The organism is Bdellovibrionales bacterium, from assembly GCA_016716765.1.
Classification (GTDB): domain Bacteria; phylum Bdellovibrionota; class Bdellovibrionia; order Bdellovibrionales; family UBA1609; genus JADJVA01.
This window is the reverse complement of the sequence record JADJVA010000007.1, coordinates 1-17936: the sequence shown is the minus strand read 5'-3', so window position 1 is coordinate 17936 and position 17936 is coordinate 1. Positions and strand designations below refer to the sequence as shown.

Below are 17936 nucleotides of genomic sequence, written 5' to 3'. Positions count from 1 at the left end.
CACAATTTTTCCCAAAACAAGTCAGCGATAGTCATGAAGATAGTCGATTCTCTCAGGAACCCAAGGTTCATAGCTGCCTTCCAATGCAATGACCGTATCTCCTACCCGCTCCGTTACTGATTTCGGAGCGATGGAGGAGTCCACTTCTTGTGAATAAGACCATAGCTCTGGAGAACCGACAAGAGATCCGCTAGGGATTCTGCACCGATCCGTTGACGTCGAACCAAATCATCCAGATACCGTGCAAGCTCTTCGTGGGTATATCCGAAATTGGTCACGAGGTTTTGAGCCACGGTTACAACCAGTTCTCCCGAAAGACGCCGATCTTGAAACAAGTCCACAGCCGTTTGAAAACTGCTGTAGGTCGGCAGCGTTCGCCTTCCAAATTTCAGATAATAATCAGCGTCTGTGTCTTCAGCCAGATTGATGTAAACCTTCTCGACGGGATCCCCCTGCGCAATCCGTTGCTGCAGATCGACAATTGAATCCATTTGCTCTCCCACGACGGACAAAGACTTGAGGGTCTCTCTCAATTGATCCCCTTCCATTCGACGAGAACAGATGTCAGAAAACAAAGCATAGACAACAGCATCGGACTCACTGTCATCTCCCCACATGATAAAACGAACATCCGACTTAAATCGAAGGCGAAGTAAAAGGAGAGCTTGAATCTTATAACCGACCTGTTGAGTGAGACGCCACCAGCGTCTCGGATGAAGATTCTTCAGATTATCTTTAAAATAAATACCAAAAAGGATAGATTCCATCAAAACCATCTTCTCATAAATTTTACGTTCCAACTGCGGAGGCGAAGCCGTAATGAAGTAGATGGCAAATTCCCGCTTTGATTTTTCAATTGCCTCTTCAGAATGCTTTTTTCAGGGCACGGCCAAGTGCTCCCGTCCCAGGAATATTCTTTTTCTGAAAAGCCTTCTCCATCGCTGTCTGCCAAATCCCACCCAAGGTCTCGAATCGGGTATCCAGATAGGTCTTATCTAGATCCCAAACATAAACCTCTTCGGCACGTTTCTCCGCCTCGCGAGCCGCGTAGGGGAAAAAAAAACAACATCTGCAGATATTTCAGCGCGAGTTCTCCAGTCCGCCATAGCCAATAGGTATACCATTGAGATTGTCCAGTCGACTACTTCCCAAATTCATGGTAACCGAGACGGATGAAGTTTCGTCCTCTTTTGCAATGCGATAATAACTGGGATTTTGAGCCTCTGAAGGTTTGGAGCCCTGCGCTACCAATTCTCTGTTGGAAGAGGGAACTCATTGTCGGATTTGAACATTTCAATACGTCTGCTCACGAAGCTCTCGACATACAAAGTCGCTGCGACGCCTTTGGAGGCAGTGAGGGCCTGCCATCCTCATTTGAGTTTGCCCGAGATCGCTCGTCTTTGGAGCCGAATCAAACTCCTTTCTGAGTGGAGGGAGTGCCTCGAACAGCTTTGGCCCACCTATCAGTTGCGCTGGAATCGGGAATTAGAAGTCACTCTCGAGAAATTGGTTCTGACTCCCCGGGCCTTTCAGGACTGGTGCACCCAAAAGCAGGTTGGCGCCCAAGATCTTTCTCCATTGCGTTCGGTGTCAAATCCTGAAGCCTTTGCACTCGTACTCCTGGCAATAGGGCACTCTGTTCTCTCAAAAAATTTGGGAATCCAAGTTTTAGAGTGGACAGATCGAGTTGGCCCTCATGGATGTGCCTGTGGAAGATCTCATGCCAAAATCTGAAGTTGATTGGGCTTCTTCGCTCAAAGCAATGAGATATCCAAAGGTGATGGCAAAAGACCAGGAAAAGCACCGCCAAGTACGTGAGCTCCCTTGGCCCAACTCGAACTCAGGCCCAGTGGATCCGCCAAGGAGATCGGGGATTCCTTGAAGTTAAGCTGCACATCGAATCGCAACAGGACTTTCATCGAAAAATCGAAGGCCTTTCGACGATCGAGAAGCGGTTGAACGGAATGGAAGCTCTATGGAAAACCTAAAACCTCGCCAACAAATCATCGATCATTTTGAGAAAGTATTTATCCACAACGACTCCTGGGGCTCTGAGGTTGCGCAACGAGCTGATTCAATTTTTTCCTGAAGAAAAATAGAAAGGGTCTTCTCGACTCCTCACAAACAGCTCGTCGGAAATCACCTCTCGAGTGAAGAATTTAATCGCAGCAAAAAATCATGTACATTCATGAATTCAAGGGGCGTTTTTTTAAACGTTGCCCCGGAGCAAAACCAGGACTGGCCTGTTGCAACTACTTCGTTCTCAATCTTGGCCTGCAATGTGACATGAATTGCACCTATTGTTATCTCCAAAGTTATATCAACACTCCGGTCTTGTCTGTTTATTCAAATATCGAACAGTCCATTGCCGAACTCGAAGATTTTGCCAAAGTACAGGCAGAAGCAAAAATTCGCATTGGAACTGGTGAGACGACCGACAGCCTCAGTCTTGACGACTTGACTCTTTACTCGCGTAAATTAATCAACTTCTTTCGAAGTGTTCCGAATTGGCGTTTGGAGTTAAAAACCAAGTCAAATAAAGTTGATCAGTTTTTAGATTTAGAACATGAGAAAAATATCATCGTCAGTTGGTCGTTGAATCCATTGCCATCATTGACAGTGAAGAGCTCGATACCGCCAGTTTGATTGAGCGGCTTGAGGCAGCTCGCAAGTGCCGTGATAAGGATTATTTAATAGGCTTCCACCTAGATCCTTTGATTTGGCACCCGAATGGAAGGACAATTACAGTGAGCTCGTTAAAACCATAGCCAGGTATTTTGAACCCCACGAAGTATTGAGCTTGTCGCTTGGAGCTCTGCGGTTTCAGCCTGAGCAAAGGCATATGATGCGCGAACGATTTGGGGCAAAATCACATGTGACCCGAGCTGAAATGTTTCGAAGCGAAGATGGAAAATACAGATACGATCAGGACTTGCGACGTGAGATGTTTGACTTTCTCTTAAGCCAATTTCGACAACTGGGATCGTGGAACGTATTTCTCTGTATGGAAACCCGAGAGAGCTGGATGGGAGCTATGACAGGACTTCCAAAATCAGTCCCAGGCCTTGACGAGTATTTTGATCATCGACCTTTGATCGCATTTCGTGATCACCAAAAGAGAGATCCCTCGAAAGAAACGGAGACTCTCGCTCTCTAGAAACTTGGAAGGGAGAGTATCCCGCCAGCCAAATTATAAAATCTCGCCTTCGAAAAAGTTTGATTGTGCTGCTCCAGGAAGGCCACCGCACGCTGAGATCGAAACCCGCTAGCGCAATACACCACCCAATGATCTCCATCTTTAATAAATGCCGGAAATTCATTGTTTTCCATTTTACTGAGGGGCCAATGCCGGGCTTCTGGAATCATACCTTGACTGACTTCGAAAGTTCCCGAACATCTAAAGATGGGCGCCCTCTAGTTCCTGTGCCTCGGCCCATGACAAGCTCGCTGGTGAAGTTTTAGAACTCACACAGAGAAACTGCGCTTCTTCCTGTATTTCAATTTGGGAGGGATCCAGATGACAAAGGCAGTTTTCCCTTTGAGGAACTTCAAGAGACCGAAAGCTGTTATCAAAAAAATCAACAATTGAAATCCTGCCATATTCGGGATTCAGCCTCCCAATTCCTGCTAAGTCCAATATGACCTTAAGACATTCCAGGGCCTGCCAAACTCCAACCACTCCAACGACCGCACCAAGCACTCCGGCTTCCTGGCAATTTTGCACCGAGGACTTGGGGCTTTTGGGGTACAAACAGCGGTAACAGGGACCTTTCTTTCCTGAAAACGTCCCGAAGCGACCTTCAAATTCTGAAACTGAGCCGTGAACCAAAGGCTTCTGCAATTTGAGGGAAACATCATTGATTAAGAATTTTGCAGAGAAATTGTCTGTGCCATCCACAAGCACATCATAATCTGGAACAACATCCAAAGCCCATGACCCCTCGAATCTCCTGGAGTAGGTATCAACTCTCACACTCGAATTAATACTTCGGATCCGTTCGGTCGCGGCCAGACTCTTCTCTCGTCCGACATCTTTCTCAGCATAAAGAATCTGGCGCTGAAGATTGCTCAGCTCCACCAAATCCCCATCAACCAATCCGATACGACCCACTCCGGCTGCGGCCAAATAAAGAGCGATTGGAGAACCGAGACCTCCACAGCCAAGGATCAGCACTTTTGCCTCACTGAGTGCGTTCTGCCCTGATGGGCCAAGATCTTTTAAAACTGTCTGACGAATATATCTATTCATCTGAGGATCTATTCATCTCAAGCGCCCTTTTCCGAGTCAACTTCAAGCAAAACTCGTTTGTTGTGACTCATTAATTCCTCTGTAAATTCCCTAAGGAAATCAACCCGGCTTTCCTTTGAACTTGTAAATGGATTCATCAAAACAGCTCTTAGGCACACCAAATTATCATCGTCAGCTTGGATCTGCTGGTCGATAAGAATCTTATCGATCAACTTCGTGTAGGAAGACCTCTTCATCGTCGTTTTAGAGACAGAAAAAGTTGGACTCGCAACAAACTTTTCAAAAACACGAAGAGTGCGATCATTTACTGTCGACAATTTTTCGCCCTTGCGACCAAGGCTAAAACAAACCAAATTCAAATCATGCGAGGGAACTATGATGACCTCTTCCTTCAATACTTCCAACAATTGTAAAAGGCGATTCCTCCCTCGAATTCCCTTCTCCAAAATCCGACCATACCCATCTGCATTTAACGGAAGCGTTCGATTGGCCATCCAAGTGGCTGCGGCCCCAGTCGCCGCACGCGATCCCTCTATCGTGTAGGCCCATCGGTTTGCCTTGTACCCCATCAAATAGGGAGCAGAAAATGATTTCACTTGATAGTGGTGCAAGTCCTTTGTCAAAATAGCACCACAGGCGTAAGGCACATAACCCAGCTTGTGAGGATCGATGGTAATGGAATGAACTCGCCCCAGAGCGGAAATGGCCTTGCTTGTAATCGAGCCTAGGCTCAGACTTTGATCCGATCCCTCTGACATCGTGGCAAAATATCCGCCATATGCTGCATCCACGTGATGCCATATATCTACACCCACGCGATTTTTCAGATCGTCCAGATAATCCTGAATTTGATCGACGGGATCCACGGCTCCAAGTTCCGTGGTGCCAAGTACGGAAACAACTCCGAGAAGAGGCTGTCCATTCGAAAGAGCAGAAGAAATGATCTCCCTGAAGTCCGTGATGCTCATGCGTCCGCCACTATCAAGTGGCACCTCCACGAGCGATGAAGCTCCGAGGCCCAACATCGATATTATTTTTGGCCAAGAAAAATGACGGTTCGCTGGAACGACAATCAAGGGTGTCTGAAAGGATCTCCCTGTCACGCGAACAAAGTTTTCTTGGAACTTCCAGGGACCTTGTTCCAACAAACTGTATCCACTCAAATCAACTGCCCGACCATCGCTCTGTGGCCATATTTTCTCCAATTCACTCCATCCCAAAGACCAGGAATAAACTGATTTATTTGGAGAAAAAGCACCTCTCTCCATCAGATACAAACCCAATGCCATGTTCCGATCCAAACGAAACAAAGCTCGCCACATCGATTCCAGATTTGCAAGGGTCCCGCCGGAGGTAAAGTGTCCCTGACCTTGTTTGATATTAAATCCAACCATTTTAAGCAAATCACAAATGGCTTCGGTTTCCAATTCGATGTCAATTTTCGAAGATTCCTTTGAGGTATTGTTTGCATTATGCAAAAGAGCCGTCACATGACCCAATAGAGTTGGCATTGATGTTTCTGAAACCATGTGTCCGAGATAACGGGGAGTAAATTTGGGAGTTTCTCCCTCCAACAGGTGAAACAATCGATCGACATAGACATCAATTTCTGATTGTGATTTTTGAAATTGACTGACTCTCTGATCGTCCTTGGATATGACAGGACCATCCTCAGGAAACAAATCCTTTCTCCACTCTATCCAACGCGCCAAAATCTCTTGCCACTTTTTCTGAAACCAGGGTCCATTCTCAGCCTGTGCACCCAAAAAAAGCGCCTTGAACGCAATATCCCTTGGATCACACTTTTTCTTTATAGGATCTATATCCGACATCGAATCCCCACTGCTTTCTACAAGACAATTTACCCTGTTCACGATTATCCTTTCGGGCCTCAAAGTAATCAACTTCAATTGAAAGGCTAACTCCTGAAATCTTCTCGTGGACTTCGAGAGATGATTTATTTGCCGATTGAATCGCATTTGAAAGCTGTTGTACGTAGCCCACTGGAATTCCCACCAAAATTCTTAGTCCATCCGCCTTCAAGCAAAGGGCCGGGGCAATTTCCAGCTCCAATCGAAGCTTTGCTTCAGAAGTCACAGGAAATTGAGCAACAAGCTTTTTTTCCAAAGCAAATTGGTGAAGCTCCTTTGGCAGCAATCTCACTCGAAGGCCCTCCTCATCAAACCGCAAGTTCATCTATCCTCCCTGAAGACTCATCCAATCGTCTTTGTTGTTGATATTCACGAACGCGGTCTGCCTATCTGCCGGGATCGCGACTGATTTCATATTTATACAAAATTTCAAATTTTTAAAGGATCGCTGTCCCTCCGCTGTCCCAGGATCACAGAGAGAGGAAATAATATTCCTTAACTTAGAATCAACTCGTAAAACTGTTGGGAGCTCAAAGCCTTCAAACTGCAGACCGCAGGTCTCGGCCTTGGCCTGATCAATCAAAAGCCTCTCCCACTCCCTCACTAAAAACGACAAAAGATCAGTTTTGATCAAAGGCATATCTACTGGAATAAAAAGAATCCAAGTTTCCCCCTCATCTTTTAGCCTCTCCAAGATTGAATAGAGCCCTCCCAAAGGCCCCAGCTCCGCTATCAAATCGGGACAGGAATCAGAGCCGGGAGGGCCCCCACTGACTAATACTCTCTCAGCCCCAACGACCTCAGACAAAATTCGCTTTGACCGGGTCAAGTGTTTCTCCCTGCCAACTCAAAGTTCTCTTATCTTGTCCCATACGTGTGGACTTGCCACCGGCCAAAACAACGCCCCAACCCCTCATCGAAGCTCCGGCGTTTGACTCGCTCCGTGGGTACGCTGACACAAGGCGTGACCCTTCAACCATTCCGTTTCTCCATTTTCATAAAATTCCTTTTTCCATATTGGAGCTCGGTGCTTGATATTTTCAATGACATAACTGGAGGCCTGATAGGTTCGTCACGATGTCGCGAACTCACGCCGATTCCAACACTGGTATCTCCGCAAAGCAATTTTCCCACACGATGCACGATGTAAATACGAAGCTCATTTCCCCACTTCTGGCAAGCCTCTCCCGCAATGTCCCGAAAAACTTGCTCAGCTAGGGGTTCAAAAGCATCATAGCTAACTGCAACAACATTCTTGCCACCATTAAAATCCCGAACAGCACCAAAAGAAATTCATTCCACCATGCTGAGGTGTCTTTACAAATTGAAAGACTTCGTCTTCACAAATTACCTCTGCTCGTGATCTTACATAAAATAGGCTCAGTCATCATTCTACCCTCCACACACTGGAGGCAAAATTGCCAGAGTGCAAGACTGAGTGATTTCATCCTGATCCTTTAGAATCTCTCTTTCATTGGCAAGAGCAGAGTCAAAAACCAAGTCAGGCTCACCCAGATCAGGCTTTATCTGTTTCAGGCGCCCGGCAATGATTTGCTTTAATGCCAAAACATCACATTTTGATAACAGCTCTATATTGATGATCGGATGGTCACTGTATTTTCGAAAAGATCCAAATAATCGAAGATCGATCGAGATCATGACAAAATTCCCTTTCGAAATGAATAATCCAGCGGAAAATTTGTACTCGAGACCCAGCCAAAAGTGAAGACCCTTCCTCAGGAAGCACCACCCAGCAGTTAGCTGAAAGGAGACTGCTCACGACGTAAGAGGCTTGTCCCTCCAGAATCTCTCTACCTGAATTTCGTTATCAGAAGTAAGGTAAGCTCTCCCCTTGTAAAAACATCGCAATCCTTCCGGTTTTTTTGCATCCTTATCTAAGCCTGCTCCCACTCCTCTCTCCATCCCCAATCCAAGACGAGCACGAAGATAAGGTTCAACAAAAAAACGAAAACCCACAACTGTAGAGACTGGGTTTCCGGGCAATCCAAAGAATGCAGCCTTCTCGTCTGGAAATTCAGCAAAGCAAATCGGCTTTCCAGGTCGAATCGCAGCTTTATGAAAATGAACCACTGCACCCACTTCCTTGAGCGCTTCGACGACAAAATCGTGTTTACCCTTTGAAACGGCTCCCGTGCTGAGAAACAAATCTACGCCCTCTTGCAAGCCCTGCCTCAGAAGGGACTTAAATGTTTCGGGCTCATCATCGGCCACAATTCCCAGGTCCACTCCTTCACAACCCAATTCCTTCAATGCCGCCATTAGCAGAGGGCCGGATGAATTCCATATTTGAGCAGAATTTGTGCGCTCTCGGCCAATCTCTATCAATTCCTTGCCCGTCGCTAGAACTGCCACCTTGAGGGCTTTCTCGTCCAAACTTTATCTATGCCCAGACTCGAAAAGCCATGAGATGCTGGGCCCCGATGAATTCTCCCTTTTGAGCGATCCTATCGCCCGCACGAAAATCACTCCCCTGCAATCGTACATTTTCCAAATGGCGGAGCGGCCTATGAAGAACTATTTCTTTCTCGCCGTTTCTGAGAAGAACCTCAACGTCCTCAATTCTCACCACACTATCAAATTTCCCTTTTGGCAAAGGCGCCCCCGTCATGATTTCAATGGATGCCAATTGATCAATTTGAGAATTGAGTTCGAAGACATCTCCTGCCGCTAAAAAAGTTGATACGGGAACGCGAAAGAGATTGCTCTCCGAAGCATCTTGAGTCTCCCCTTGAGACTCAGGGACAAAACCAATCCATTGCAGAATTATCAAAATGTGGGACATCTTCAAATCCCACTACCTCCCGGCTCAAAACCCTCCCTGTGGCCAATCGAAGCGAGCACTCTTCCTCCTTGACGGGAGATTGAAGTGCAATTTCCTTTAAAACAGCTACGGCTTCATTGTAAGATATCATTCTTTCCAGTTCTGTGGAGGAGGCGACCTCTTTCCGAAAAATCCTAAAATAAACTCTATTGCTTCCAAAAATAGAGCACCCACCAGGACCCATAATAAATTTTGTTTGATGAAAGCTAAAAAAAAGGCAAAGCCAAGACGCAAACGACCTGAATTGACCAATGCCGTTTCACGAACCAGTGAAAAATTATGAACCCCAGTGGCAAACAACAAAGACCCCACCAAAATTACCGGGACCTCAAGGTTCGCAGATCCTAAGAACCAAGATTGAGCCGCAAGCAGAAGCAAAAAACCACCAATGATTAAGTTAGACCACCACTTGGACGAGCCTCCCTTCACGTGCGCCGTCAATCCTCCGCTTCCGTGACAAAAAGGAAGTCCCCCAACTGCCGCGACAAGAATATTTCCTAGTCCAATAAAACCAAGCAGTGAACGCACGGTCACTCGGCTTGAACTCTCAGGAAAATAAACTTTTGCAGCTGCCTGGGTGCCAAGAACAGAGTTCATGAACGTCAAGGCAAGCTGCGGAAGAACCAATCCTAAAACAATCAAGGGACGCAGCTCTTCCGTATTTTTGCAAACTCTCTCTCAAGGGATTTCCCTGCATAAAGCTGTGTGCCCCCACATAGACCATGCCTGCCACAGCAAAAGACCCATTAAGGAAGTCCCTCCATTCGGGTAACAACAAAAAAAGTGCACTCAGAACAATTGCAAAAACCACAACAGACTCAGTTCCAGATCCCAAGGTTCGCCAGCCCTGGAGCAGGAGCAGGACACCAAGTCCCAGCTGAACCTGATGAATGATCCGAATGGGTATCCGCTCCATAAGGGAATCAAACCGACACAGGTTAAGCAAAAGACAAATGAGGCCCAAGGAGGCAGCACTCACCCTTATCTCTGAGCCAGTGGCACCCACTGCGAGTGCCGCAATCGTGATGGATTTGAGGGGTTGAACTGGCATTGGAATCCGAAAAAAATATCCCGCAAAAAATATGGGTCAAGCCCGCACTCAAAAAAGCATGACGGGAGACAGAGTTCCTTTCGCCCCCAAAGAGCACAAGCAAAGGGAAAGAGGACGGCCGAATCCGAAAGGAACCAAAAATATTACGAGTCACTAAATTTCGAAAACTAAACTGTTCGGTTCTCTCGAACATGATCTCCACCCTTCTGAATGTGAATCATATGCGCCAAAAGTGGAGCGAGAGCATCCAATCCCTCTCGAACAGCCTTTGGACTCCCTGGGAGAGCGATGATAATTGAGTCAAGAATTTGCAATCCCAGAGACCGGCTCAACCAAGACATGGCTGTTTTCAAAGAACCCGATGAGCGCAATAATTCTCCAACTCCAGAAATTTCTCTGCCCCGAAAGCGATCTTTCAATCGAAGTAAAGCATCTGGAGTCACATCTCTCGGCGCGAGTCCCGTTCCTCCACTACTGATAATCAAATGAGGACGTTCATTTTTCATCCAATTCTCAATGGTCATTTCTATCTCACCGACCTCATCTGGAACGATCGAGCGAGCCAGGATTTCTGCTCCCTTCGCGCCAAACCAATCCTGCATCACTGGACCAGACTTGTCCTCGCCCTCCCCGTGAACAGCGATCACTGACTGTCAGTAAACACACGCATTTTCCTAAAATCTTGAGAGTGAGAGCAGAGTGAAGTGGCAGGGACGATTGCGGCCAACGAGGCAACCTCAGGTATGTCTCGAGACTGACTGCGATGAGGATTTTCCCAAAATCCCGATTTTCCTCCTTCCTTCAACTCCAGTTGAATATTTCCAATACGAAGGACAGGATCAATGACCTTTGTTAAATCATATATACAAAGAAGAGCCGTACTCACCCCCGTGAGCGCTTCCATTTCCACCCGTTTTCCCGTGGTAATGGCCTCACAAAAAACAATGATCGAGTCTTCCTTCAGCTCAGTCCAAACCCGAACAGAATGAAGTGGCAGAGGATGACAAAGTGGCAACAGAGAGGCCGTATTTTTCGCAGCCTGAATGCCCGCGACCTCAGCCAAGGCGATGGCATCTCCTTTTGGTATTTTTTTTTCAACAATTTGACGAATAGTCTCTTTGCGTGCGAAAAAATGACCGCTAGCCAGCGCACGCCGGCGAGTATCCATTTTTTGTCCCACATCAATCATTTTAAAATTAGCCACCAATTGAGGAGAGGTTCCATGTATTTCCATATTTTCCCTGCTTTAAGAAATGAGAAGAAGGTTTCATTTGAATCTGAGACCTCACTTCCTCTGCCACAAGCTCTGCAGAGCCGTCTTGATCCAAATAGTGCAGAAGTGAATAATCACCTTCGCCAAAAAGACATAATCGCAAACCCCACGGGGAGGAGACCCGCAATCGATTACAGGTATTGCAAAAATCCTTAGAATATGGGGCAATCAAGCCAATACGACCCAGATAATCCGGATGACAAAATTCAACAGCAGGTCCCGCTAAACTCCTGCGCTCGACGGCCGTCCAGCCATTTTGGCCTAAAATCAACTGCAGCTCCGATCCGCTGAAATGCCTTTTTTCAAACAATTCAAGGTTTCGACCTGTGCGCATCAGTTCAATGAATCGAACAGAAATAGGTCTCGTCTGACCCATTCAATAAAGCCCGAAATATCCAATTCAGTAATTCCGCGAAGCAATACCGCGTTAACCTTGACTGAATCATATCCGCTCTCAAGAGCTGACTCGATTCCCCTCATCACCGAATCAAAACGCCCACTGCCCGTCACCGCTTTGAAGCGAACAGGATCCAAACTATCCAGGCTCACATTCAGCGCATTCACCCCAGCCTCACGAAGTGGTCGAGCCAGCTTGTCAAGATTGTGACCGTTTGTGGAGAGAGCCAAAATTTTTAAATTGGACAGATCCGAAACAGCAGAGACAATGTCGATAAGGTCTTTTCGAAGAGTTGGTTCGCCACCCGTCAGGCGGATTTTTTCAAAACCCAAGAGATCAAAACCCTCACAGAGCTTTCGAATCTCTTTGACTGTCATCTCACTTTCGCGAGTCTCATGGGTCTTCTGATATCCATCAGGCAAACAATATGTGCAGCGAAATTACACCACATCGGTGACCGAAAGTCGCAAATACCGAAACTGTCTAGAAAATGAATCCGTTACACGTAACTTTCCATATCCCCTTTCCAAACAAGGGAGGCCTAAGGGTTTCCGCTCCAGACCCCAGTCCGATTCTGTTACTTCGGACGATTCAGCCACCCTGCCAAAAGATCGATTTAGGTGAAAGAATTCGAGAACTCGTTATTCTATTTTGGTCTACTTAGCACAGCCCGCTTCAACTCCGCAAGTGACTTCGGCGTCGCCCTGCTCCCCTTCAATCCAATTCGCCTTATCTGGGGAAACTCCAAGCTCCGAGCATTCGGTTCGTAGCAATTGATCACAGAATCGAAGAATATCTCCGTATGTCTCGCTCTCGCTAACGCCCGGTCGTTCCAAAATCGAGGGAACAAACCTGCCCACATGATCACGCAAAAACTTCTTGCGAGCCGAAGAGACAATTTCGACTCCTTCCTTGTCGCCAATATCCTCAAGACTACTTTGCTTCATGAGTAGGAGCGCGTAGAACTCTAGTTCTACAGAAATATGATCAGCCATTTCTCTCAGACTGTCTTCTCCGCCCAACTCAAATCCAAAAGCATGGTAAAAGCCAGATATGGCCGCCAACTCATTGGCCTTAAAAAGAGCTCGCTGTCTCCCATACTCGGTCTCATAAAGAGGTGCAATGCCTCGACCACTATCAAAAAGCGCCAAATACTCCGAGCGAAGATCATCCATCTCCTCACTCCGCAAAATATCAACCATTCGCTGTCGCAACACAGTTGTTACAATGTCAGGCTCTTGATCCAAAACAAGCTTCACATCTTCCGCAAAGCCGTCGTCTGGATAGGAGGTCAATAAAGAGGCGAGCACAAATTCAGATATTCTAAAAGTACTATCATTCATGTTCATTTTTTACTTCTCGATTTTTAGAGGGGTCCAAGACATCGTAACAGACTTTCTCGATCCGACTTCACCATGACCGCCCTCCCAAATGGCAAATGCCACGTTGCTGTCGTTTCCAGCACTTAGTTTCGAGCCAATCTCAGTTGTCATTTGTCTTCCGAGTATCAAAGTCCATTCTCCATTTTTCCACTCACCCTTCCCATAAGAATGCGGACTTTCGATCACGGCGCTCGTGCTAAACCCTTCTGCAAAGATCTCGTCGACCGAATTTTTTCTGTAAGACTGAGGATTTCCAGCGGCTCGGCCGTATGAAAACTGTTCTCTCTTTGCCTCGGTAACGCCTTTGAGAGACCCCATGTCTGCAAACTCCATCGGATAGATATCGATACTCATGTTCGGATAAATGTCCTTCATCTCCTTTTTCCCATGCTCTTGATCATACTGATACTGAGCACGCCAATGAAAAATATGAACCGGACTATCTTTGGTTCCCATAAAATCGGCGGTGGGGCCCCTCATTGCCGGGAAACTGAATGGCGAGAGCATCAGAAAACTCCATTGTCTTTCCGCCTTCGTCGCTGCTTGTCTGCCCAACGCAAGCGAAAAGAAATCCATTTTCCTCATGAACTGCCTGAACCCTCAGCGCTGGAGTCGATGTCGTCTTTGGTCTCGGGGCAACCATGGGCTGAGCCATCAAGGACACTTCTTCTTGTTTTGCATCCTTCCAGAGAGAATCAGCCTGAGATATTTTTGACAGATCTGCCTTCACATTTTTTGCCAAAATATCGGCTCCGGAAGATCCAACAAAGAAACCACAACACATAGCAAACGCAATTGTTCTCACCATAGTATTTTTCATTCCACTCACCTTTCGTCTTCGACCTAAGGAGTATTTCCTCGAATTAATCCCCTCGCTTCATCAAACGCCGGACGTTCAATCAAAGCTTCATTAACTGGAACGCTCACAATTTTATCGCCTTTCTCGTCGTAGCCCGTCGCCCAGCCTTTTACGACATCAAAGCGATGAAGAATGCGATCACTGCTACCCATGAGCACCAAAAGCCCCTGAGCAACAGGATCATCTCTCAAGGACTGATAGTTGTTAATTGCCGTTTCTACATTTGGTCCAAACATTTGAGTTAAATAGTTTCGATCGGCATGAATGGGCGGAATATAATAAATATTTGTTTCAAGTCCCAACTGAGGGTAGTACGGCAAAGCGATACCCTTCTTATGAACTAAATAATCGACGGGATTATCGTTTCAGGCTTTCCAAGGAGGATTTATAAAACCCATGATCCTAATTTTGCCAATGCAATTTTGCACACACATCGGTTGATAACCTTGCTCAACAGCAGGGTAACAACCAACGCACTTCTCACTGACCCGCGTATAGGTGTTGTACATTGATTTCTTGTAGGGACAGGCCCTAACGCATTCGCCATAGCCTTTGCATCTGGACTGATCAATGAGCACAATGCCATCTTCTTCCCTCTTGTAAATCGCCTTTCTGGGACAAGCCGCCAAACAGGCCGGATAGGTACAATGAGCACAGGTCCGGGGAAGATAAAAGAACCATTTATTATGAGGCATTGAAATATGATCCCCGCCGACAACTGTTCCAGCGCAATCATCTTCGCCCATATTCGGATACATCCAATCCTCATCTTTTGGTTCAAAATGAGCGGCGATTTCTTCAGGCTGTGCAGCCTCAAAAATTGTCTTTCCGTAATAAGGCTCTTTCTTTTTCCATTCCTGTTGCCCTAGCTGCTCTAAAACCCGAAAGTCCCATGCCAGTGGATACGACCCATAAGGTTTTGTCTCCACATTGTTCCAAAACATATATTCTTGTCCCTTACCGCTGGTCCAAGTTGTCTTGCAAGCGAGGGAACATGTCTGACAGGCAATGCATTTGTTCAGGTCAAAAACGATGGACCACTGCCGCTTTGGATGGTGTTCCTCGTAAGGATATTCCATTTCTCGATTAATTTGCCAGTTCTTCACCTTTGCCATGATTATCTCCCACTCTTACTTATGATTTTTTCTTAAGAAATTTTCCTTTGACATACTCTGTCATCGCCTTATTTTCGTAAGTCGGCCGAAAACCCAGTGCGACGGGACGCCACTTGCCTTTTCCGTCCATGCCTCCACTCTCCGCCTTAGTGATCTTTACAAAGGACTCGCGAGGCGCTCCAACAGGGCAATGAATGTCCGAGGCAAATCCCTTTCAATCTGCTGTCCAAACATTCCTTTGTGCACAAGAGTATCAGTCATCAATGTGGGTCTCAGCCAAGCCCGCGTTGCACTCTGGTGGCTTCCATAGCGATACATAGACTGGTAATTGGTCTCTTCGCTTTTTGCGAGACCATCTTTGCGGCTTTCATGGGCTTTCACCGTCGAGTAAGTCGCACCATACATGTTGTGCCAAGTGCGAGCCACTCCTGGAGGAGTGCCGGGATAATAGCGAGCACGCAGCATCAGTCGTGCAACCTTATACTCCTCAGTTCCCTTCTTTGCCCCCCGGAAAGGACGATCTTCTGGATCAGCATCGATGTAGACGTAGTCACCATCGTCAATTCCCAATTTTCTTGCATCGCGGGGATTGATATCTAGCCCTCCACGACCGATGGCATCCGTTTGTCGCGACGATAGACATCTCCGAATGGTCCAAACCAAACTGAAGTAAAATCGGTATCGACAGCTGTGGTGCGCACCATGACGATATTTGGGCGTGTGATATACGTGAGTGTACATTTTAATTTTAAGCGATGCTTTGATTTTACTAACTGCCCCCTGTCATTTGCACGTTTCTGACTTGTCGACTTTCAACAGAGAGATCACTGCGCTTTAAACCATACTGCTCTGGACCCTTTGGCCGAATGCCTTCGTGCCGCTGTCCAACAATGACGTTTGGCCTATAGTGGTAGAATCGGATCGGCTCTCCGGTAAACGACAATATTTTCTCCATGCTCAAGAACTCTGGCTCTGGTCGATAAAACTCCAGATGACCAGACTTGGTAATGCCACGGTACCTCAGACTTTGCTTGCTCGTAGGAAGAAATCCGAGGATAGGTTCGATTGTTCATCAGGCTGAACCCTTCCTTTGCCTTTGGCCTCAAGATCCTTAAATTTATATCCATTCAAAGTAAAGGAGCCATCCACAATTCGCTGCAAATATTCTTCAACTTTACCTTCAAGGACAAATTTTACATTTGCTCCATGTGCGAGGCTCACCGACCAACTTGCCGAGAGCCTTAGAAACATTGGCAATAATGTTGACATCGTTCTCAGTGTCAAAATGCGTGGGAGCGGCGTTCGTGGGAAATACCTGCACGAAGGGATTGGTGCAAGATGCCGTCAAATCTGGTTGCTTGAACTCCGCCCAACTATCGCAGGCGAACACAAGATCTGCATATTCACAAGACCCCGTCCACCACCAATCTGCATAACAAAATGGAATTCAACTTTAGGCAATGTGTGTTGTTCACAACATCGAAATGCCACTTAATATTTCCAATCACTGAATTGGAATTGTTCAGCCACATCGCCTTCGTTGGAGCAGGAGTGTGTCCCTCCCCTGTGAAAAGCTTATTGCCTTTTCTTAGGGGCCGATCCCCGTAGTTGAAGTAATGAAGAGACTCATAATGAAATGTCTTCTTTAGAGGAACCTTTTCGCCCGCTTTCAACTGAGGATTAAAGGGATCCTCTAGAACATAGAGAGGTTCCCCGCCAATGAGAGCAACTCGATAGTTACCCGCATAACTGCCAACATTTCCTCCGGGAAAGCCAACATTGCGAGTCAAAGCAGCTACCAGAAAAATCGCCCTATCCTTTAAATCAGCGTTAAAAAATTGATTTGGTCCCATGCCACAAGCAAAGAGTGTCGTTTCTTTATTCTTGGCGATATCCGTTGCAAGCGAGACAATAGCCTTGGCTGGCGCTCCTGTTACGATCGAAGTCTTTTCAGGAGTAAAATTTTTGTTGAGATACTCAACTGTCATTCCAAATACAGTTCTGACTTTAATTTTTTTTCCATCTGCAAGAGTCACCATGTTCTGGTAAGTCAGGTCGGGATCGAGACCCAGTTCCAAAAAGTTCTTTCCAAACTCATCCCGCGTGATTGCGTGAAATTCCTTTTCTTTTTATCAAAAACCACATGAGGGTGGAAATCATCGCGCATGGCTTCCGGAGCCATCTGCTCTTTTTGCAACAATCCACCTGGAGCCTTTTCTCCGAGTTTCAAAAATCTGAGCGACTTTAATTCAGGCGCTTTGTATCCTGGCAGGACTTCTTCAGGCGCAGTGGTTGAAGATTATCCATACGCACGAGAAAAGGCAAATCCGTGCTCCCACGGACGAAATCTGGATCGTATAAGTTTTTAGCGATAATGACCTGAGCAAGTCCCAAAGCGAAGGCTGGATCACTTCCTGGCCTGATAATGACGGCCTCATCTGCCTTGGTTGCAGTTGCACTGTATTCGACCGTTACAGTGACCACTTTGGTTCCCTTCAGACGAGCTTCTCCGTTAACCAATGGGAATCGGGCATTTTAGTTGTAATCCAATTCATTCCCCAGACCAAGATGAGCTTCATGTTCTGTCGCAGAGAGATCAAGTCATTTGTTTGAGCTCCCGTCACCATGGTGCCCAGGGGGAGATCCGTGTGCCAACTGTAACTGTCCCAGCCTCTGGCGCCCACCGCCTTATCTGGACCCACACCACGAATTTTGCGTCCAGAAGAGCCAACATATTTGCAAACCGATAAAGACCAAAAATCCGAGTCGCACCGAGAAGGGCCATTCCTCCGCGAACCTTGATCGTTTCGACTCCCGCACCGTGAATCGCATGAACCATGGATTCATCATAGCCCTGCTTATTCAAAAATTGAGTGCCCGAATCTCCAGAATAAGTG

At 46.6% G+C, this 17936-nt stretch carries 27 protein-coding genes, 4 pseudogenes and 1 riboswitch; of the genes and pseudogenes, 3 read left to right on the top strand and 28 right to left on the bottom strand.

Features of this window, described 5'->3' with window-relative positions; translation table 11 throughout:
* Positions 1-21 precede the first annotated feature (21 nt).
* Positions 22-1077, bottom strand: a pseudogene (locus tag IPL83_06255) (hypothetical protein).
* Positions 1078-1275: 198 nt separating this feature from the next.
* Here IPL83_06255 and IPL83_06250 point away from each other — a divergent pair.
* A complete protein-coding gene (locus tag IPL83_06250) occupies positions 1276-1734 on the top strand; it encodes a hypothetical protein (GenBank protein MBK9038752.1) in 459 nt (152 codons plus the stop codon).
* 20 nt (positions 1735-1754) lie between these two features.
* Here IPL83_06250 and IPL83_06245 read toward each other — a convergent pair whose 3' ends face one another.
* Positions 1755-1919, bottom strand: a complete 165-nt coding sequence (locus IPL83_06245; protein MBK9038751.1) for a hypothetical protein — start codon at positions 1917-1919, stop codon at positions 1755-1757.
* Between the two features lie 259 nt (positions 1920-2178).
* On the opposite strand from IPL83_06245, the gene IPL83_06240 reads away from it, so the two are divergent.
* Both IPL83_06240 and IPL83_06235 read left to right on the top strand, forming a co-directional pair.
* Positions 2179-2646, top strand: coding sequence for a hypothetical protein (locus IPL83_06240; GenBank protein MBK9038750.1), 468 nt, complete (start codon positions 2179-2181; stop codon positions 2644-2646).
* Between the two features lie 73 nt (positions 2647-2719).
* Entirely contained in the window at positions 2720-3157 is a 438-nt protein-coding gene (locus IPL83_06235; protein MBK9038749.1) for a hypothetical protein, read from the top strand.
* On the opposite strand, the gene IPL83_06230 is transcribed toward IPL83_06235, so the two are convergent.
* The 26 genes and pseudogenes from IPL83_06230 to IPL83_06105 form a co-directional block, all read right to left on the bottom strand.
* A complete protein-coding gene (locus IPL83_06230; protein ID MBK9038748.1) occupies positions 3154-3366 on the bottom strand; it encodes a rhodanese-like domain-containing protein in 213 nt (70 codons plus the stop codon). The two genes, IPL83_06235 and IPL83_06230, sit on opposite strands and share 4 nt — an antisense overlap.
* A 31-nt stretch (positions 3367-3397) precedes the next feature.
* A complete protein-coding gene (locus tag IPL83_06225) occupies positions 3398-4249 on the bottom strand; it encodes a HesA/MoeB/ThiF family protein (protein ID MBK9038747.1) in 852 nt (283 codons plus the stop codon).
* Positions 4250-4266: 17 nt separating this feature from the next.
* Positions 4267-6081: a hypothetical protein gene (locus IPL83_06220; protein MBK9038746.1), complete on the bottom strand. Its 1815-nt coding sequence runs from the start codon at positions 6079-6081 to the stop codon at positions 4267-4269.
* A complete protein-coding gene (locus IPL83_06215; GenBank protein MBK9038745.1) occupies positions 6047-6445 on the bottom strand; it encodes a hypothetical protein in 399 nt (132 codons plus the stop codon). The genes IPL83_06220 and IPL83_06215 overlap by 35 nt, the downstream gene beginning before the upstream one ends.
* A complete protein-coding gene (locus IPL83_06210) occupies positions 6446-6949 on the bottom strand; it encodes an NTP transferase domain-containing protein (GenBank protein MBK9038744.1) in 504 nt (167 codons plus the stop codon).
* Positions 6921-7100: an NTP transferase domain-containing protein gene (locus IPL83_06205; protein MBK9038743.1), complete on the bottom strand. Its 180-nt coding sequence runs from the start codon at positions 7098-7100 to the stop codon at positions 6921-6923. The genes IPL83_06210 and IPL83_06205 overlap by 29 nt, the downstream gene beginning before the upstream one ends.
* A complete protein-coding gene (locus IPL83_06200) occupies positions 7093-7413 on the bottom strand; it encodes a molybdenum cofactor biosynthesis protein MoaE (protein MBK9038742.1) in 321 nt (106 codons plus the stop codon). The genes IPL83_06205 and IPL83_06200 overlap by 8 nt, the downstream gene beginning before the upstream one ends.
* Before the next feature lie 99 nt (positions 7414-7512).
* Complete coding sequence (locus tag IPL83_06195; GenBank protein MBK9038741.1) at positions 7513-7779, bottom strand: hypothetical protein; 267 nt, start codon at positions 7777-7779, stop codon at positions 7513-7515.
* Entirely contained in the window at positions 7730-7900 is a 171-nt protein-coding gene (locus IPL83_06190; GenBank protein MBK9038740.1) for a hypothetical protein, read from the bottom strand. Before IPL83_06190 ends, IPL83_06195 begins: the two co-directional genes overlap by 50 nt.
* The gene (locus tag IPL83_06185; protein ID MBK9038739.1) at positions 7897-8514 is read right to left on the bottom strand and encodes a hypothetical protein; all 618 of its coding nucleotides are present in this window, start codon (positions 8512-8514) and stop codon (positions 7897-7899) included. The genes IPL83_06190 and IPL83_06185 overlap by 4 nt, the downstream gene beginning before the upstream one ends.
* A gap of 7 nt (positions 8515-8521) precedes the next feature.
* On the bottom strand, positions 8522-8923 hold the full coding sequence (locus tag IPL83_06180; protein MBK9038738.1) for a hypothetical protein: 402 nt from the start codon (positions 8921-8923) through the stop codon (positions 8522-8524).
* Entirely contained in the window at positions 8877-9053 is a 177-nt protein-coding gene (locus tag IPL83_06175; GenBank protein ID MBK9038737.1) for a hypothetical protein, read from the bottom strand. The genes IPL83_06180 and IPL83_06175 overlap by 47 nt, the downstream gene beginning before the upstream one ends.
* On the bottom strand, positions 9050-9559 hold the full coding sequence (locus IPL83_06170) for a hypothetical protein (protein ID MBK9038736.1): 510 nt from the start codon (positions 9557-9559) through the stop codon (positions 9050-9052). Before IPL83_06170 ends, IPL83_06175 begins: the two co-directional genes overlap by 4 nt.
* Complete coding sequence (locus IPL83_06165; protein MBK9038735.1) at positions 9510-10013, bottom strand: hypothetical protein; 504 nt, start codon at positions 10011-10013, stop codon at positions 9510-9512. The genes IPL83_06170 and IPL83_06165 overlap by 50 nt, the downstream gene beginning before the upstream one ends.
* Before the next feature lie 167 nt (positions 10014-10180).
* Positions 10181-10615 carry a MogA/MoaB family molybdenum cofactor biosynthesis protein gene (locus tag IPL83_06160; GenBank protein MBK9038734.1) on the bottom strand — a complete coding sequence of 145 codons (435 nt, stop codon included), beginning with the start codon at positions 10613-10615 and terminating at the stop codon, positions 10181-10183.
* 41 nt (positions 10616-10656) lie between these two features.
* Positions 10657-11247: a cyclic pyranopterin monophosphate synthase MoaC gene (moaC, locus tag IPL83_06155; protein ID MBK9038733.1), complete on the bottom strand. Its 591-nt coding sequence runs from the start codon at positions 11245-11247 to the stop codon at positions 10657-10659.
* Positions 11210-12213: pseudogene (gene moaA / locus IPL83_06150) on the bottom strand (GTP 3',8-cyclase MoaA). The gene moaC and the pseudogene moaA overlap by 38 nt, the downstream one beginning before the upstream one ends.
* A riboswitch (molybdenum cofactor riboswitch) is annotated at positions 12187-12331 on the bottom strand. (Overlaps the previous pseudogene by 27 nt.)
* A gap of 8 nt (positions 12332-12339) precedes the next feature.
* Positions 12340-13032: a molecular chaperone TorD family protein gene (locus tag IPL83_06145; GenBank protein MBK9038732.1), complete on the bottom strand. Its 693-nt coding sequence runs from the start codon at positions 13030-13032 to the stop codon at positions 12340-12342.
* A 3-nt stretch (positions 13033-13035) separates the two neighbouring features.
* Positions 13036-13572, bottom strand: a complete 537-nt coding sequence (locus tag IPL83_06140; protein MBK9038731.1) for a hypothetical protein — start codon at positions 13570-13572, stop codon at positions 13036-13038.
* Entirely contained in the window at positions 13505-13885 is a 381-nt protein-coding gene (locus IPL83_06135; GenBank protein ID MBK9038730.1) for a hypothetical protein, read from the bottom strand. Before IPL83_06135 ends, IPL83_06140 begins: the two co-directional genes overlap by 68 nt.
* Positions 13886-13908: 23 nt before the next feature.
* Positions 13909-15039: pseudogene (locus IPL83_06130) on the bottom strand (4Fe-4S dicluster domain-containing protein).
* 156 nt (positions 15040-15195) lie between these two features.
* A complete protein-coding gene (locus IPL83_06125; GenBank protein ID MBK9038729.1) occupies positions 15196-15780 on the bottom strand; it encodes a hypothetical protein in 585 nt (194 codons plus the stop codon).
* 28 nt (positions 15781-15808) lie between these two features.
* On the bottom strand, positions 15809-15982 hold the full coding sequence (locus IPL83_06120; protein MBK9038728.1) for a hypothetical protein: 174 nt from the start codon (positions 15980-15982) through the stop codon (positions 15809-15811).
* Positions 15983-16059: 77 nt separating this feature from the next.
* Complete coding sequence (locus tag IPL83_06115; GenBank protein ID MBK9038727.1) at positions 16060-16308, bottom strand: hypothetical protein; 249 nt, start codon at positions 16306-16308, stop codon at positions 16060-16062.
* 134 nt (positions 16309-16442) lie between these two features.
* Entirely contained in the window at positions 16443-17117 is a 675-nt protein-coding gene (locus tag IPL83_06110) for a molybdopterin-dependent oxidoreductase (GenBank protein ID MBK9038726.1), read from the bottom strand.
* Positions 17090-17936 (bottom strand): annotated as a pseudogene (locus tag IPL83_06105) (molybdopterin-dependent oxidoreductase). Before IPL83_06105 ends, IPL83_06110 begins: the two are co-directional and overlap by 28 nt.

Coding starts and splice junctions, on each gene's coding strand:
- IPL83_06245 (MBK9038751.1), bottom strand. CDS start 1,919: ATGAAAGTCCTGTTGCGATTCGATGTGCAGCTTAACTTCAAGGAATCC.
- IPL83_06240 (MBK9038750.1), top strand. CDS start 2,179: ATGTACATTCATGAATTCAAGGGGCGTTTTTTTAAACGTTGCCCCGGA.
- IPL83_06230 (MBK9038748.1), bottom strand. CDS start 3,366: ATGATTCCAGAAGCCCGGCATTGGCCCCTCAGTAAAATGGAAAACAAT.
- IPL83_06225 (MBK9038747.1), bottom strand. CDS start 4,249: ATGAATAGATATATTCGTCAGACAGTTTTAAAAGATCTTGGCCCATCA.
- IPL83_06220 (MBK9038746.1), bottom strand. CDS start 6,081: ATGTCGGATATAGATCCTATAAAGAAAAAGTGTGATCCAAGGGATATT.
- IPL83_06215 (MBK9038745.1), bottom strand. CDS start 6,445: ATGAACTTGCGGTTTGATGAGGAGGGCCTTCGAGTGAGATTGCTGCCA.
- IPL83_06205 (MBK9038743.1), bottom strand. CDS start 7,100: ATGGTTGAAGGGTCACGCCTTGTGTCAGCGTACCCACGGAGCGAGTCA.
- IPL83_06195 (MBK9038741.1), bottom strand. CDS start 7,779: ATGATCTCGATCGATCTTCGATTATTTGGATCTTTTCGAAAATACAGT.
- IPL83_06180 (MBK9038738.1), bottom strand. CDS start 8,923: ATGTCCCACATTTTGATAATTCTGCAATGGATTGGTTTTGTCCCTGAG.
- IPL83_06175 (MBK9038737.1), bottom strand. CDS start 9,053: ATGATATCTTACAATGAAGCCGTAGCTGTTTTAAAGGAAATTGCACTT.
- IPL83_06170 (MBK9038736.1), bottom strand. CDS start 9,559: ATGAACTCTGTTCTTGGCACCCAGGCAGCTGCAAAAGTTTATTTTCCT.
- IPL83_06165 (MBK9038735.1), bottom strand. CDS start 10,013: ATGCCAGTTCAACCCCTCAAATCCATCACGATTGCGGCACTCGCAGTG.
- IPL83_06160 (MBK9038734.1), bottom strand. CDS start 10,615: ATGCAGGATTGGTTTGGCGCGAAGGGAGCAGAAATCCTGGCTCGCTCG.
- moaC (MBK9038733.1), bottom strand. CDS start 11,247: ATGGAAATACATGGAACCTCTCCTCAATTGGTGGCTAATTTTAAAATG.
- IPL83_06145 (MBK9038732.1), bottom strand. CDS start 13,032: ATGAACATGAATGATAGTACTTTTAGAATATCTGAATTTGTGCTCGCC.
- IPL83_06140 (MBK9038731.1), bottom strand. CDS start 13,572: ATGCTCTCGCCATTCAGTTTCCCGGCAATGAGGGGCCCCACCGCCGAT.
- IPL83_06135 (MBK9038730.1), bottom strand. CDS start 13,885: ATGAAAAATACTATGGTGAGAACAATTGCGTTTGCTATGTGTTGTGGT.
- IPL83_06125 (MBK9038729.1), bottom strand. CDS start 15,780: ATGTACACTCACGTATATCACACGCCCAAATATCGTCATGGTGCGCAC.
- IPL83_06115 (MBK9038727.1), bottom strand. CDS start 16,308: ATGTCAACATTATTGCCAATGTTTCTAAGGCTCTCGGCAAGTTGGTCG.